The sequence below is a fragment of the Planctomycetia bacterium genome (assembly GCA_021413845.1).
GTDB lineage: Bacteria > Planctomycetota > Planctomycetia > Pirellulales > PNKZ01 > PNKZ01.
The window spans coordinates 241122-257210 of record JAIOPP010000006.1; the positions used below are offsets into that span (position 1 = coordinate 241122).

10 protein-coding genes are annotated in these 16089 nt (G+C 61.6%); all 10 read left to right on the top strand.

Features of this window, described 5'->3' with window-relative positions:
* Positions 1–2703: a sensor histidine kinase KdpD gene (locus K8U03_01360; GenBank protein MCE9603531.1), complete on the top strand. Its 2703-nt coding sequence runs from the start codon at positions 1–3 to the stop codon at positions 2701–2703.
* 43 nt (positions 2704–2746) lie between these two features.
* Entirely contained in the window at positions 2747–3448 is a 702-nt protein-coding gene (locus tag K8U03_01365; protein ID MCE9603532.1) for a response regulator, read from the top strand.
* A gap of 720 nt (positions 3449–4168) precedes the next feature.
* Positions 4169–4354, top strand: a complete 186-nt coding sequence (locus tag K8U03_01370) for a hypothetical protein (protein MCE9603533.1) — start codon at positions 4169–4171, stop codon at positions 4352–4354.
* Positions 4355–4672: 318 nt separating this feature from the next.
* Complete coding sequence (locus K8U03_01375) at positions 4673–5224, top strand: hypothetical protein (protein ID MCE9603534.1); 552 nt, start codon at positions 4673–4675, stop codon at positions 5222–5224.
* A gap of 241 nt (positions 5225–5465) precedes the next feature.
* The gene (locus tag K8U03_01380; GenBank protein ID MCE9603535.1) at positions 5466–11018 is read left to right on the top strand and encodes a PASTA domain-containing protein; all 5553 of its coding nucleotides are present in this window, start codon (positions 5466–5468) and stop codon (positions 11016–11018) included.
* Between the two features lie 24 nt (positions 11019–11042).
* A complete protein-coding gene (locus K8U03_01385; protein MCE9603536.1) occupies positions 11043–13055 on the top strand; it encodes a PDZ domain-containing protein in 2013 nt (670 codons plus the stop codon).
* A gap of 463 nt (positions 13056–13518) precedes the next feature.
* Positions 13519–14547: a hypothetical protein gene (locus K8U03_01390; GenBank protein ID MCE9603537.1), complete on the top strand. Its 1029-nt coding sequence runs from the start codon at positions 13519–13521 to the stop codon at positions 14545–14547.
* Positions 14548–14628: 81 nt separating this feature from the next.
* Positions 14629–14952 carry a hypothetical protein gene (locus K8U03_01395; protein ID MCE9603538.1) on the top strand — a complete coding sequence of 108 codons (324 nt, stop codon included), beginning with the start codon at positions 14629–14631 and terminating at the stop codon, positions 14950–14952.
* 86 nt (positions 14953–15038) lie between these two features.
* Positions 15039–15224 carry a hypothetical protein gene (locus K8U03_01400; protein MCE9603539.1) on the top strand — a complete coding sequence of 62 codons (186 nt, stop codon included), beginning with the start codon at positions 15039–15041 and terminating at the stop codon, positions 15222–15224.
* The gene (locus K8U03_01405) at positions 15221–15760 is read left to right on the top strand and encodes a hypothetical protein (GenBank protein MCE9603540.1); all 540 of its coding nucleotides are present in this window, start codon (positions 15221–15223) and stop codon (positions 15758–15760) included. The genes K8U03_01400 and K8U03_01405 overlap by 4 nt, the downstream gene beginning before the upstream one ends.
* Positions 15761–16089 lie beyond the last annotated feature (329 nt).

Here is a 16089-nt window from a genome sequence, read left to right on the forward strand (position 1 = left end):
ATGACCGCCGAACGTCCGAATCCCGACGCACTCCTCGCTCGCGTGCAGGCCGAAGAAGCGCATGCCGAGCGCGGCCGGCTCATGATCTTCTTCGGCTATGCCGCGGGGGTCGGCAAGACGTACTCGATGCTCGCCACGGCCCGGCGCGCCGCGGCCGCGGGGCGCGACGTCGTCGTCGGTTACGTCGAGCCGCACGGTCGGGCCGAGACCGAAGCCTTGCTCGTCGGGCTCGAAGCGATTCCCGTGCGGAACATCGAGTACCAAGGTGTAGTCCTGTCCGAGTTCGACGTCGATGCCGCGCTCGCGCGGAAGCCGAGCGTGCTGCTGGTCGACGAGCTCGCGCACTCGAATGCCGCCGGTTGCCGCCATGTGAAGCGTTGGCAAGATGTCGAAGAACTGCTCGAAGCCGGCATCGACGTCTGGTCGACGTTGAACGTGCAGCACATCGAAAGCCTGAACGACGTCGTCGGGCAGATCACAGGCGTGGTCGTGCGGGAAACGGTGCCCGACCGCATCTTCGCCTCGGCCGACAATCTGGAGCTCGTTGATATTGCGCCGGAAGAGCTTGTCGAACGTCTGCAAGCCGGCAAAGTTTACATCCCGGCGCAAGCGCAACAGGCGATCGTCGGGTTCTTTAAGCGTGCGAATCTCGCGGCGCTACGCGAACTGTCACTCCGGCACGTCGCGCAGCATGTCCACAGCGATGTGGAATCGGCACGGCGACAACAATCGGTCGTGAAGCCGTGGGCGACGACGGATCGGTTGCTGGTCTGTATCGGCCCGAGCCCGACTACGAGCCGCGTGATTCGGACGGCGAAACGAATGGCCGTGGCGCTCGATGCGCCGTGGTTGGCTGTCGCCGTCGAACGAGACACAGCCACCAGTAATGCCGGGAATCCGGATCGCATCGCGGCCCATTTTCGTTTGGCCGAACGACTCGGAGCCGAAACGGTCACGCTTGCCGGGCACCAGATCGCCGCGACGATTCTCGACTATGCCCGCAGCCGCAACGTGACGAAGATCTGCATCGGCAAGTCGCATGAGCCGCGCTGGAAGCGGTTGTTGTTCGGCACCGTGGTCGATGAGTTGCTGGAGCAAAGCGGCTTGATCGACATCTACGTGATTCAAGGCGAAGAAGAGCCGGCACGCGCACCGGCGCCGGAACACCAATCGGCAGCGCCGCAGGGGGCGCGTACTGCGTGGCGGCCGTACATCGCGACCGCGCTCGTGCTCGCAATTTGCTCCGCGATTGCGCAACTCTTCTCGCGCTGGGGGCTTGCCGAAGCGAACCAAGTGATGGTGTTCCTCGCCGGAGTCGCGTGGGTGGCGTATCGCTTCGGACGTGGGCCTGCGATCGCCGCGAGCGTCGCCGGAGTGTTGCTGTTCGATTTCTTGTTCGTCGCTCCGACATGGACGTTCGCCGTCGCCGACACCGAGTATCTCGTCACGTTCGCCGTGATGCTCGGCATCGGACTGGCGATCAGCACGATCACGGCGCGGCTCAAGTCGCAGCTCGCGCGCGGCGCCGTCCGCGAGCGACGGATCTGTTCGATGTACGAGTTCGGGCGAAAACTCAGCGCGTTGTCGGGAGAGGTGTTTCTCTTGTCGGCCGCGGGGAAGCAAATCGCCGAAGCGATGTACGGCGAGGTCGCGATCTATCGGACCCGGCGCGGCGAACCAGTGACGCTCGTGTTTGGGGAGACGACCTCGATCGGCCGGCATCCCGTCAGTGGGCCGGCTGCGCAATGGGTCGTCGATCACGATCGGATCGCCGGTGCCGGAACCGATACGTTGCCGAATGCCGCCGCACTGTTCGTGCCTTTGTCGGCCTCGCAATCGACGGTCGGCGCGCTCGGCGTACGAGTCGCCGAGATGGAGACGCTGTTGCAGCCCGACCAGCGCCGATTACTGGAAGCGTTCGCCGGTCAGCTCGCGTTGGCGCTCGAGCGCGATGAGATGGCGCTCGAAGCGGCCGAGGCGCGGATTCAAGCGGAATCGGAACAGGTGCGCAGCAGTTTGCTAAGCAGCGTTTCGCACGATCTGAAAACGCCCCTCGCTTCGATCGCCGGTGCGAGTAGCAGCTTGCTCCGTCTGCCTAACACCGACGATGCGGAGACGCGTCGGCAGCTCACCGAGTCGATCTTCGACGAAGCGACTCGGCTTAACCGGCTGTTGGAAAACATTCTCCAAATGTCGCGACTCGATTCCGGCACTGCGAGGCCGAACCTGCAATGGCACGTGCTGGAAGAGATCGTGGGTTCGGCGCTGCGCCGGACGCGCATGGAACTGGAGCCGCGAACCGTGACGGTCCGCCTCGACGAAGGGTTGCCGCTCGTGTTCGTCGACGGCTTGCTGCTCGAGCAACTCTTCGTGAACCTGTTAGAGAACGGAGCCCGCTACACGCCGGCGCAGGCCGAGATCACGATCACGGCGCACGTCGACGTCAAGTGGCTCTTGCTCTCGCTGGCCGACGACGGGCCGGGCCTAGTACCTGGGACGGAACAACGGATCTTCGAAAAGTTCTATCGCGCTTCGCCGACGGCCGACGCCGGGCGCGGCAGCGGGCTCGGGCTGGCGATCTGTCGCGCGATCGCCGAACGCCACGGCGGCACGATCACCGCCGCGAACCGTGCGCAAGGAGGTGCCGAGTTCTTGCTTCGATTGCCGCTTCGCGCCGATTCGCCGAAAGTTTCGGTAGAATGACGGCAAAGCAGATGATATTCAGCCGCCGAACGGAAGCCTGACGATGCCCGGTGCCGAACGACCCGCCGCGTTTCTCGTGCTCGTGATCGAAGACGAGCAACCGATTCGCCGCTTCTTGCGCGCAGCGCTGGAGAACGAAGGCTATCGAATCGTCGAAGCGACTTCGGGCGAAGAGGGTTTAAGAGCGGCGATCGCGCAGCCGCCGGATCTCGTGATCCTAGATCTCGGGCTGCCCGGCGTCGATGGTCAAGAGGTCTTGCGACGATTGCGCGAATGGCTCCAATCGCCGATCATCATCCTCTCGGCCCGCGATCAGGAGAAGCAGAAGATCGAAGCGCTCGACGGCGGTGCCGACGACTACGTGTCGAAGCCGTTCGGTGTCGGCGAGCTTTTAGCTCGGATGCGCAATGCGCTACGGCATGTGAATCGAGCCGGCGAAGCAGCCGAGGTGCAGATCGGCGATTTGCGGATCGACCTGGCGGCGCGGCTCGTACATCGAAGCGATAGACAAATTCATCTCACGCCGCTCGAGTACAAGCTTCTCACGACGCTCGTGAAGAACAGCGGACGCGTGTTGACCCATCGCGCACTGCTGCGCGACGTGTGGGGCCCGAACGACACGCAGGAGACGCACTACCTGCGCGTGTTCATCGCCACGCTCCGCCGCAAGTTGGAAGACGACCCGGCGCAACCCCGCTTCATTCTCACGGAACAAGGCATCGGTTACCGATTTGCCGCGGAGTAAGACGAGTCGTTGCTTATCACGAAGCAGAACGATGGGCTCGAACTCAAGGGCCGGCGTCTTGCCGTTGGGGGAAAGCCCGAGGAACCGCATGACCATCGCGACCTTGGCGTAGGTCGCCGCCGCCGGTCATCAATGAGCCGCGCTGCCCATGTGGGCAGGTTACTTAAGTCGTCATATCGACTGAACTTCCAACCAGAGCGGGTGATGGGGATCGAACCCACGACAGCAGCGTTGGGAACGCGATTTAATAATCGCTGTTCAGCTTAAGAAAACCCGTAGTTTCCCGAGTGCGGGGGAATTCTACACACATCATCGACCATTGCAAAACATTTCATTCAATTTCATTACTGCTCGGCGAAAGAGCGTACGTACAGGTTTCACCCTGTACCGTACAGGATCTGTTCGACGATGCGATTTGAAAGCGTTCGGCCCTGCGATACGAAGACTGCCCCCAACGCTCGCGGAACGTTCGGAGGCAGACCGACCTCGGCCAACGTCGTCGGACGACGTGAGCGTGGACGTGAGGCGACGAGGCGCGGGAACGAGCGACGATCGAACGACGCGGCACGGGCGACATGACGCGACGGGTAGGCCGCCGGGGTGGCCCCCAAATGAAACGCGCGTGGCCGGTGTTGTAGCTACCCTTCGCACTTTTTATCCGTTAAGAAAAGGTAAGCGCAGGATTCGCACCGCTCGACCTTCCATGCCGCGGAGATCTTCATGGGCTTCGTCATCTTCGCCTTGCTCGCGTTCGGCCTGATGCTCGTGCATCACTTCTACTTCGACGCACCCGTTCACGTTCCGCCCGGGACGAAGCCTAAGCCGCATCGCGGTCGGGACCGTTCCGAACCCGTGGAGTTGCGCGGTCAGGCCGACGACTGCGATAGCGGTGGCGACGGGGGCTGATTGCACTTAGACCGGAGTTCGGCACGGCGCGCGACGTGTCCCGCGTCCAATCGCTTGCGGCGGCTTGCTACAATGCGGAGCATGAGCCGTTCACTCTCCCGACTACTGAACCGGATGAAGCGCGGCCGCGCTGCGGCGCCACCCTTTGATCGCCGGCGGCAGACGGGCATCTGTTTCTTTTACGGGCTCGGCGACGCTGACGCATTCCGCGATCGGCTGCGCAACGTACTGGTCGGGATTGTCCGGTCTCGGCTGGCGGTCGACGATCCGGCCTCGGCCACTCGGCCGCTGCTCAAACGCCCCGGTTGGCGACGGACCATGCGCACGCTGGAACCGGGCGACGTCGTGTTCCTGATCGATGCAATCGCCCTGGGCCCGACGTGGCGGTTGCACGATCGAACCTTCGAGCAGATGGCGAAGCTGAAGGCCCGGGTCGTCGTCGTCTTGTCCGATCACTCGACGATCGATCTTTCGGCCGGGCCCGGTAATGACGAGCTCGAACGCATTCGGCAGGAAGCGCTCGACGAATACCATCGACAACGGATCCGCGACGGCTTGGCCGTAGCTCGAGCAGCGGGCAAGCGTGTAGGTCGACCGCCGTTCGGTTGGCCGTGTCGCGATGGGCAAGTTGTTCCGCCGGCTGCGGACCTGGAGACGATCGGCGAAATCTGCCGCCGGGTCGAGCACCACGAGACGCTCCGAGCGATTCACGCGGACTTGCTTTGTCGCAGGATCCGGCGTGCCGACGGCGAGCGCTGGACGCTGCCCGCGGTGAGTGCGGCGTTTCGATACGGCATCGGTCTCGGCTGGGCCTCGCGCCGGCGACGGCCGTGGGACTTCGTGAAGGGCCGCGTCGCGTGCCGGGCGTGATCCCGGCGCCTTCGGGAATGCTGCCATTATAGAGACTGCCAACGAGTCCATGAAGAACGCCGCAGACACCAAATTGCGGCGGGCCACTTGATTCAAAATCTTCACTCGGCTCCAACGTCGGCTCCGGATACATACGGCCGATTCTTAATAAATGCGTCTCGATATATCTTGCGGTTTATCGTCGCATTACAATTTCCATCAGACCGAAGATTCGCCTGCGTCTTTGATAAGGACTGCTGCGATGCGACTAGTTGCCCTTCGTTTCGTCGTTCTGCTCGTCGCTTTGATTGTCGTCGGCTCGTTCACATCGGCGCTGTGCGCTCAGGAACCTCCCGCCGCTGCTTCAGGCGAAGCGGTGATCCCAGCGATCCTGGGTCGCACGGCTAAGGAGGCTCGAGCCGCTCTCACGGCGGCCGGCTTCGTGACGAAGTTTCAATTGGGAAAGCCGGCGGCTTCCGCCACGACCGCCTTAACCGTTTATGCAGTCGAGCCCGCAGTAGGACGTTCGTTGCCGCGCGGCTCGGTGGTGCTGATGACGTTGTATGCCGAGGCGACTCCGCTCGATCGTTCGTCGCAACTCGCGAACGATGGCCGTGTGCTGCGCTCCGACGCGACGAAGGTTCCGCTACTGATCGGGAAGTCGGCGGCGGAAGCGAAGGCGGCGCTTAAGGCGGCGGGACTCACAACTAAATTTCTCTTGGGAAATGCCGCCCCTTCGCCTGCGCAAAAATGGATCGTCTACGAGCAGCATCCTCGACCCGATGCCGCGCTGAAGTTCGGCGAACCAGTGGCGATCGTCGTCTATGCATCGTCCGCGAGTGTGACTAATCCGGAGCTTACGCAGGTTCGGGCATCGCCGCTCGTCGACGACGGCGAAGCGATCGTCGATGAACGGAGCGGAAGGCTGCTCGTCGCAGCGACCGACCTGCGCATTGCGGCCGGACGTATCTCGCTCGCCTGGATTCGGACTTGGGACGGAGTCGACTTTGCCGGCTCGCTCGGAGGGGGATGGCGACACAACTGGCAACGCCGACTCGACCGTTCGACCAAGCAAGCCACGATCTTGTCGTTCACGGGAAGCGTGACGTTCGAAGCGGATGCCGAGGCCGGCGGATACCGTGCAGCATCGGGAGATCGATTGACGAGCGACGGCGAGCGCTTCGTGTGGACGATGCCTGACGGGACCATCGAACGCTTCGATGCCCAAGGTCGGCTGGTCGAGCGCGACGAGAACGGCAGAGGGAAACTCGACGGCGGACTCGTCGCGCTCGAATACGACGCCGCAGGGAGACTCGTTCGACTTAACGGACCTTGCCGAACCACGCTCCAGCTTCGATACGATGCGCGCGGTCGTGTCGTCGCCGTTGAAAGTTCCACGGGGAGCATCGTTCGCTACGGCTACGGTCCCGAAGCAGCGCAGCCGATCGACGAACAAGCTGCAGAATCACTCTCAGTCGGATATGCGTATGACGCGGCAGGAGCGTTGACTCGGATCGATCATCCGCAATTCGGTACGACCGAGTTCGCTTACGATCCGCAAGGGCGAGTCCGTAGTCGAACATTCGCGGACGGTACGACCGAGACGTATGCCCGCGACGACGCGACGAAAACACTTCGTAGAACCGACGGCGCAGGACATGATACGACGACCGTGTGGAGCGTCGATGGTCGCCGTGCCGAGGTGACGGATCCGCTCGGCAACAAGTCCACGCTCGAATACGACGCCGCGGGGCGTGTGACGGCGCTTGCCGGTGCGACGGGCGTGAGTTTGCGGAACAGCTACGATGCGCAAGGACGGTTGCGCAGCGTGACCGAGCCGGCGACGGGAACGACCCGTTTCGAGTATCTTGGCGAGTCGTCGCTGGTCGCTGCGATCGTACCGGCCGACGGTCGACGACAGACGATGGAATACGACGATCGACGCCGGCCGACGCGGATCGTCGACTCGTTCGATCCCGCCAACTCGGCCACGTTCACATACGATGCCGACGGACAAGTCGCTTCGCTCGTTTACGGCAACGGCCGCAAACAATTCTTCATGTACGATGCCTCCGGCCGGCGCGAGTCGGAGCGCGACGGCGAGGGAAGCGTCCGTCGCTTCGCATACGACGCGCGGGGCAACCCGACTCGCGAAACCGATCCCGCCGGCGGTGTCACGCTGAGTACTTACGATGCGCAAGACCGACTGCTCAGCGTTACCGATCCCATGGGCGCCGCCGTTCGTTACCGATATGAGCAGGGAAAAGGCCGACGCGTCGTTCACGAGACCGATCCACGCGGCGGAACGACGCGAACCACTTTCGATCTGCGCGGGCGAGTGAGCGCCGTTGAGGATCCGAGCGGAGGAGTCGTACGCTATGCTTATGATCCGGCCGGCAGATTGTCGCAAGAGACCGACGCGCTTGGTCGAGTTTTCCGTTACGAGTACGATGCCGCCGGGCGTCGGACGGTCGAGATCGATCCGCTCGGCAGGAAAACGGCGACCGCCTACGACACACAAGGGCGCCCGATTCGGATAACGGTTCCCGACGGGAGTTCGACCTCCTACGAATACTCGTCGGCCGGTCGGCTTGTGAAAAGTATCGACGCGTCGGGCATCGCGACTACATACGACTACGATGCCACCGGCCGTATGAGCAGCCGCACGGAAGGAAAGCGGAAGACGAACATCGAATACACCTTGAGCGGCAAACCGCAGCGCATCGTTACGCCGCCAAGCCCAGTCGATACCCGCGAATACGATGAGGCCGGAAATCTCATGAGTGTGCGTCGCGGCAATCGGATCGTCGCGACCTATCGCTACGACGGCTCGGGCCGATGCGTTGAAGAGAAGCATCCGACCGGCTTGCGGATGAGTTACGGATACGATGCGGTAGGCCGCCTCGCAACCAAGAAAAACAATCTCGGCGTCGGCGAGGAGTTCACGTACGACGCCGCCGGACGATTGACGAAATCAAGCGATGCCGGCGCCTCCGGAACGACGTACGGCTACGATTCGGCGGGCAATCTGCTGAGCGTTACGAATCCTCTCGGCAAGTCGACGCAACGAACGTACGACGCGCTGGACCGGCAGATCTCCGTCGCTACACCGGTCGGAGATCAAGCACGCTACGAATACGACGCGGCCGGACGTCTGACGACGGCCTACCATCCGGCCGGAGGCAAGACTCAATTCGCTTACGATCCGTTGGACAACGTCGTGAACTCGGTTCGTCCGGACGGCGGCAAAACCGTTTCGTCGTTCGATGCCGCGGGTCGACGAGCAAGCACGACCGACGCCAAAGGACAAGTTACGAAATACCATTACGACCAAGCAGGGCGGATCGTACGAAAAGAGCTAAGCGACGGAAAGGTCGTTCACTCTCGGTACGATGCAGTCGGTCGTTTGACGGAACTCGACGACGGCAGTTTTCCGATACGTTACGAATACGACCAAGCCGATCGAGTCGTGCGCATCGAGTATCCGACGATAAAGCGCTCGCTCGGGTATGAATATGATCCGGCCGGACGCTTGATTCGCTTCACCGATCCGGCGGGCCGAGTCGTGACGTACGAATACGATGAAGCGGATCGGATGACGAGCATTCAGCCGGCCGACGGCGGCGCGATACGATTGAGCTACGACGAAAAGAATCGACGAACGGCGGCTCATTATCCGAACGGCGTGGAAGTTCGTTGGGAGTACGACGCGCTCGACCGACCGTTGCGCCTCACCTATGTCGATGCAAAGAAGAAAATGATCGCCGGCTGGACGTATGCCTACGACGCAGCCGGCAATCGGACGATGAGCAGCGAGGTCGATGGCCCGACGGCTCGCTATCGCTACGACGACGCCAACCAATTGATCGAAGAGAGCGTCGGCGATGGTCCGGCCGTTCGATACGCGTATTCGGCCGGAGGAAATCGGAGCTCGCTGACGACTTCGGATGCGAAGGTCGAGTACCGCTACGATCCTGCCGATCGATTGCTGAGTGCCGGCAAGGAGACTTTTCTTCACGATGCCAATGGAAACTTGATCGAACGCCGAGGCCCTGACGGCACGATCCGCTACGCTTACGATACGGAAGACCGATTAGTGCGGGTCGAGCTTGTCGACGGAAAGAAGATCGAATACGGCTACGCCCCGACGGGCGAACGGATTTGGCGTCGCGATGCGCGCGGCATCAAGCATTTCGTCGGCGACGGCACGCATCTCTTGGCGGAATTGGACGGCGAGCTCAAGGTCACGGCGTCGTTCGTGCATGGTCCCGACGTCGATCAACCTTTGGCGATGTCGCGCGACGGAAACTGGTCGTATTTCCACGCCGATCGACTCGGCAGCGTCCGCCGCCTGACGGACGCCGCGGGTACCGTCACCGTAGCCCAAGATTACGACCCTTTCGGCACGCCGCGCAATACGACCGGTCAAGCGATCGCGCCGTTCAGCTTCGCCGGTCGAGAATACGATACCGCGACGGGGCTCTACTACAACCGCGCGCGCTATTACGACCCGCGACTCGGACGGTTTCTCTCGGAAGATCCCGCGGCACCGAGCCTCGTAGAGCCTCGGACGTTGAATCCTTACTTGTATGCGCTGAACAATCCGCTGGAGCTGGTCGACCCTTGGGGAGCAGAGGGATTGAGAGTCAACATGCTGAAGGGAATGGGGCCGTCTCCGACGCAATTACCTGTCGGGCTCGATCCCACTGCGAAGATCCACCATTTCACGAATCCCGAATTCAGTGGGGCGGTGGTCGGTGCGGCAGCGAAAGGACAAGGGATCGTGCCGCGCGGCGGCGACATGCACGTGACGACACTTGCGCCGGGATCAGGCAATCGCTTTCCGACGGGAATCGGCACGCCGAAGGTGGCGACCAATTCGTTCAACGCGCCGGCCGGAGACTTGGCGAAGGCCGGTAACGTGATCGAACTCAACCCACATCCACCGCTTGGCGCACCGCCGGGATCGGCTTTGATCTTGAAGCCGCCGCCGGGAGAAAAGGAAATTCGACTTCCTCGCTCGACGCGCGGCGGCGGCGGTTATGGGGGCCCGAACGGCGGCGCGAGAGGTCGCGGCGGGTTCATCGCGGTGAGCGTCGGCGGGCCGGCGGATGCCCTACGCGGCATCGGAAAAGGAGGCTTGATCGTTACGGCGCTCAATGGAGGAATGGATGTCGCCGACCTTTACAACGGCCGGACGACTCCGGGCGCGATCGCCGAGCGCTATAAGGATGGGCTCGTCGAAAGCGGTAAATGGGCCGTGGGGGGCGGAGTGCTCGGAGGGATCGCCGGAGGATTGATCGGCGGTGTGTTGACGGGAGGGCCCGGCGTATTTCCGGGCATGGTGGCCGGCTCGCAATGGGGTGCCGCCGGCGGCACCGCGGTCGTGACGATCAAAGGCATACCGGCGACCGGCGAGCGGCTCGGGAAGTTTTTAGGAGACAGCCCCGATAGTGCGCCGGTCGAGCCTGGTCCGCGCTTCGCCGAAAACGACGGCTGGGGCGATATACCGCAGTTACCGAATTTCGGCCTGCTCCCCTCGTTGCCGGAGTTGTTGTTCGATCCCGATGCCGATCTCGCTCGCCGTGCTCGTGAGGCGGCTTCCGAGTCGGAAATCGTCGATCAAGCGCGCGGCATCGACGAAAAATTTCGCCAAGCCGAAGCGGCACGCAATGCCGACAACTTCGGTCGCAGTTCCGGTGGCTACGGAGGATATGGAGGGGGCGGGAGCGACGTCGATTGGCGTGCCGTCGGAGAAGCCATCGGAAATATTTTCGGCGGCAGCGGGGGCGGCGGAATGGGACGACATCATTAATCAGCGTTGAAGGATCGAGCTTCCATGCGAAATTCTGCGAAGATCTCGGCATTGATCCTGTTCATCGTCGGAGCCCGCTCGGCGATGCCGTCGGCACGGGGAGAAGAACTCCTCGGCAAAGTCACGGCCGTTGCCGATCGCGACGTGACGATCAGCGTAGCAGCGAAGGATCAGGCACGAGTCGGCAACCGTGTCGAGATCTTTACCGTCATACCGGAACTCGGCGAAGAAGCCGCGGTCGCCGTCGGTAAGGTGTCGTCCGTGGCGAGCGACTCTCTGCGCGCGACGATCGACGAGGCGACGTCGCAAGTGATCGTCGGGCAGAGCGCACGGATCGTGGTTCGAGCCGCCGAAGCCATGCCCGCCGCGGTGCCGAAGACTCCCCTTCCGAATTTGCTGACGGAAAATAATGCGCCGACGAATGCGGTTTCGAATTCTGCGGCGGACGCGACTACGAAGAGCCGCGTTTGGCTCGGCGCGCATGTTCGTCGAGGGACGACGGAGGAATGCCGCAAAGCGGGCTTGCCGCGCACGATGGGCTTGGTCGTACGCTTAGTTTATCCCGGAAGCCCTGCGGAGGATGCCGTCTTGAAGGTCGGCGACGTACTGGTGCGAGTCGACGATATCTGGTTGGAAACATTTGAAACGTTGACGCGGCGATTGGCCCAAGCGCGCGCGGAAGATCGCATTCGGATCACGTTCGTTCGCCAAGGCAAGCGCGCGGAGGTCGCCGTCCTTCTTAAGCCGCGACTTGCCGACGAGCGCTTCATCGAACTCGCTCAAGCACCTGCCGCCGCCGGCGTTCCTTGGGCACAATACGACTTGGGAAGAATCTATCGCGACGGCTTGGGAACGAAGAAAGACGATGAGCAAGCGGCCGCCTGGTTTCGCAAAGCCGTCGATCAAGGCGAGCCGGTCGCGGCGGTGGCTTTAGCCGAACTCTATCGCACGGGGCGAGGCGTGAAAAAAGATCTCGCCGAAGCGATCCGTCTCGCGCGTGGCGCCGCCGAGCAGGGCGAACCCTCGGGCATGGTAATGCTCGGTGATTTCTATGCTCGAGGAGAAGGCATGCCCCGCGATCCGGCGCAGACTTTCGAGTGGTATCGCCGGGCCGCCGACGCCGGCTATGCACAGGGCTACTACGGCACTGCGCTCTGCTACATCAACGGCACCGGCACTACGAAAGACGAACGCAAGGGGGCCGAATTTCTGCACACCGCCGCGCAGCTCGACCATCCGGAATCGTCGCTCTTGCTGGGGCAGTTGTTCTCCAGCGGGCGCGGCGTTCCCGTCGATCACGCCAAGGCGGTCGAATATTATCGGCAAGCGATCGCGCGCGGAGCCGCGCAAGCCAAGGTCGAGCTCGCAAAAGCCTATCGCGATGCGCGCGGGGTCGAGCGGAACGGACCGGAAGCGGTGCGACTCTTGATCGAAGCTACCGAAGAAGGTGTGCTCGATGCCTACATGTATTTGGGAGTGATGCACATCTTGGGAGAAGGAATCCCTAAGAATCAGGAACAAGCGTTGAAGTGGTATCAAGCCGGAGTCGAGAAAGGTTCCGCCGCCTGTCAGCATAGCTTAGGAGTCGTGGCCCGCGACGGCATCGGCGTGCAAGCCGACACAGCGACCGCGATGCAATGGTTTCAACTCGCCGCCGATGCCGGATATGTCGCCGCGTTCAATGAATTGGGCGTGTTCTATGAAAATGGGCGATCGGTTCCGAAAGACTACGGAAAAGCGATGGAGAACTATCGTCGCGCGGCCGAGGCCGGTTCGGCGGAAGCACAATGCAACGTGGGGCGCATGATCGCGTTAGGATTAGGAGTGCAGCAGGCCGACAACATCGCGATCGACTGGTTTCGCCTTGCTGCCGCACAACGCTTGCCCCATGCACAGTACTCTCTCGGCTATATGTATGAGACGGGGCGCGGAGTTGCTGCAAGTCGAGTCGAAGCGCTCGCTTGGTATTTGCGAGCAGCCGATCAGGGATATGAGCCCGCCAAGGCTTTGCTGCGCTCGAAGGGCGTTAAACAGTAAATGCTGCGTCCGACGGCTGAAGCTTATTCGCATCGGAACGACCATAGTGCGGTGTTTCAGACGCCCCCACGTTCCGCACGAGACATGAGTTGACGTGTGCTTACGAGCGATAATCCACTTCTCGTGTCGCGCTCGGCAGTGGGGACGGTGCTGTAGCGTTTTTTCGGAGCCTGGGAATCACGAGACGAAAAGCGACGCTACAGCACCGGGTGTTAATTTGCGTAAGAGGATTTTGCACAAGGGAGATGAGGGTGGGAACAATCATCCCAAAGCCGATTCGCCACGGAATGACGGCATTTTCCCCGGCGTGGAACCAAAAAGTTGGCCGCGCTGGTAAAATGTGCGCGATTCGATTTCGGGTAGGCGACTGATCCTCGCCGAACGACTGATCGGAGCTTCGGTTCTCAACTCTCAACCGCCGCGGCTCCGATCGGTCGGCCCGTCACTTTCGGTTGAGGCTCCGATGGCGAAGAAAACCCGCGCTGCCGCTCGTACGAAACCGGGTGCTGACGAACCGGCGACACCTGCGGAAATCTCACCAGCGGCAGGGCAGGGGCGGCTACGAATCAAGAAACCTAGCCGCACGGCGATCGAGGTCTCTCGCGATATCCTCGCGGAAGCAGCCCATGACGCCGACGACGAACCGGTGTCGACCGAAGCCGAAGAGCAGCGCGCGGCAACCGAGCGAGAAGCTGCCAACCCTTCCGCATTGATCGCGTCGATGATGTCGGAGCGCGACGAGCGCGACTCGAAACTAAGGGGGCTTGGAATACTTCCTGGTCGCGACGCTTATAGTTCATGGACGTCGCCGATCTATCCGACCGCAGTGAACGCGTCGTCGGTCCTCGAATGGATCGATGAGCTCTTTGAATTGCTTGACAGTTCAGGTTTAGAACTGATGGCCGTCGAATTCGGCGACATGGGGTCATCGCTTCCGGCCGATTGTGCCCGCGACGCGTGGGCTATTATTCAACGGCTATGCGAGTTGCGCATCTGCGATATCGGCGTATTGAAGACTACTCCGAGCGCTGAAGAGTATGCGCAGATGGATTGGGGAGCCGGGCGTTTAGAATTGTTGCGGTGCCGATCGGTCCTAACGGGGCCGACGATCGCCATACCCGCAGCAGACGAGAGAAACACGTTTTCTAAATCAGCACCGCAACCTCTTGTCGAGTTACGTGGTCGGGGCCAACGTCCGCTCGTTTGCGGTCGCGAAGTGAGTATTTTAACGCCAGCCTACTACAAAGCCGTGCAAGCCTTGGTTGACGCAGGACCTGACGGGCTACTACATCCGGAGCTGCAGCAAAAGGGAGGCAGCGAAGCGCCTAAGTATTTGGCCTTTCTCGTTGGACAGCGAGACAAGAACCCGCCAGATTTTCTGAAAGGGGAAGACGTATCTCTTTGGAAAAGAGGGATACGAATGGCGCAAAAGGCGGGTCGGGGTTACGCAATCGAGTATCAGAATATCGATATTCGCCCAGCGCACGCCTAGCGCACGCTCAATCATTGATTGAGCAAAGATGATGGAATCAGTCGCAGACCTTGTCATCCGCCATCACCTGCGAGGATACCCATGCACACCACGTCTTCCGCCTCCCTAGCTAATGTCGACGCTCTCAGTATCGAGGCCGACCCGCTCGAACCGATCCGTGATCCCCTGCGGCGAGAGGGCTGGACCCCGTCCGACAGCACGATCTGGCGCCTATGCCTAAAAGGCAAGCTCCGGCATGTCCGCCTCGGAAACAAGCTTTGGAACCGCGCGTCATGGGTGCGGGCATTTCTTGATGCCCGCACAGGCGGCAGCGACCAGGCCGTAGCGACCGCCGTAAAGGTTGAGACGCCTAAGCAGCGTGCCGCCGCGATTTCCCGCGCCGAGCGCGAGCTCGCAGCCGACTAGACACCATCAGCTGCGACCGAGCCGCGCAAAAAAGCCGCGGCAAGTGCTTCACACACCGGCCGCGGCGAGTATCAAAGGACCCACGAATGTTATCAGATAGTAATCGCTATTTCTATTCCGACGATCGCCGCAGCCGCAATGAGTCAGCGCCCGAGGGACGACCGATCCCTGCCGACCCCGTCCATATCGGCGAGGTGCTCCGAGAGCTACTGCCGATCATCCTCGGCCGCAAGAACACGATGCGCGACCCGCGCAAGCGACGTGGCGCATGAGCGTCGGCACATCCGAGACTGCCGAGCAGGATCGCAGCGCGAAATGCCGTAGAGGCTATGTGCTGATTTACCGGAGCATCATCGAGTCGGCGGTGTTCCTCGATGCAGGTGTTTTCCGATTGTTCGTGCTGTTGCTCCTCAAGGCCTGCCACAAGCCGCGAGAGGTGACGATTCGCACGGGCCGGGGAACAAAAAAGGTGCTGCTCGACGTCGGCCAATGCATCATCGGAACGCAAAGTTTGGCCGAAAAACTGCGGCACCCCAAAAGCACCATCCGAAGGTGGCTTGCCAAGCTAAAAGCGAACCAGCAAATATCGATCGAATCGGACCCCCATTATTCGATCGTAACCATTTGCAACTGGGCGACTTATCAGACGCGCAAAAAGAATCGCGGCGCAGCAACTAACGAAGAAAGCGGCTCGCCAACCGGCCCGGCAACCGGCGCAGCAACCGGACCCAAACAAAGAATTAGTAACAAAGAATTAGGAAACAAAGAGAGAGAGGCCGCCCGAGGGCGACCCTCCAAAGGCACCTAAGCCAATCCGTCTTTCCATCCCTCCGACGATTGAACAAGTCGCCTCATTCTGCGCTGAGCGTCGTAACGGCATCGACCCTCAACGGTTCCTCGATCATTACGAGTCCACCGGCTGGATGCGGGGGAAGAACAAGATCAAGGATTGGCATGCCGCGATTCGCACCTGGGAATCAAACGATCACGCGAAAGGAAGCCCGACGAATGGCACCGCACGACCCGCCGAGCATTCTCCGACTCGCCCGCGAAGTGGACGCTACAGCGATCCGAACAAATTCCGGAATCCGGCGCCTGAGGCTGGTTCCCGAAAACCGCCGGCTGATGCCGCATATC

What these genes read in the sequence shown, in the direction of transcription:
- K8U03_01360 (MCE9603531.1), top strand. Translation starts at nt 1, where the DNA reads ATGACCGCCGAACGTCCGAATCCCGACGCACTCCTCGCTCGCGTGCAG.
- K8U03_01365 (MCE9603532.1), top strand. Translation starts at nt 2,747, where the DNA reads ATGCCCGGTGCCGAACGACCCGCCGCGTTTCTCGTGCTCGTGATCGAA.
- K8U03_01370 (MCE9603533.1), top strand. Translation starts at nt 4,169, where the DNA reads ATGGGCTTCGTCATCTTCGCCTTGCTCGCGTTCGGCCTGATGCTCGTG.
- K8U03_01375 (MCE9603534.1), top strand. Translation starts at nt 4,673, where the DNA reads ATGCGCACGCTGGAACCGGGCGACGTCGTGTTCCTGATCGATGCAATC.
- K8U03_01380 (MCE9603535.1), top strand. Translation starts at nt 5,466, where the DNA reads ATGCGACTAGTTGCCCTTCGTTTCGTCGTTCTGCTCGTCGCTTTGATT.
- K8U03_01385 (MCE9603536.1), top strand. Translation starts at nt 11,043, where the DNA reads ATGCGAAATTCTGCGAAGATCTCGGCATTGATCCTGTTCATCGTCGGA.
- K8U03_01390 (MCE9603537.1), top strand. Translation starts at nt 13,519, where the DNA reads ATGGCGAAGAAAACCCGCGCTGCCGCTCGTACGAAACCGGGTGCTGAC.
- K8U03_01395 (MCE9603538.1), top strand. Translation starts at nt 14,629, where the DNA reads ATGCACACCACGTCTTCCGCCTCCCTAGCTAATGTCGACGCTCTCAGT.
- K8U03_01400 (MCE9603539.1), top strand. Translation starts at nt 15,039, where the DNA reads ATGTTATCAGATAGTAATCGCTATTTCTATTCCGACGATCGCCGCAGC.
- K8U03_01405 (MCE9603540.1), top strand. Translation starts at nt 15,221, where the DNA reads ATGAGCGTCGGCACATCCGAGACTGCCGAGCAGGATCGCAGCGCGAAA.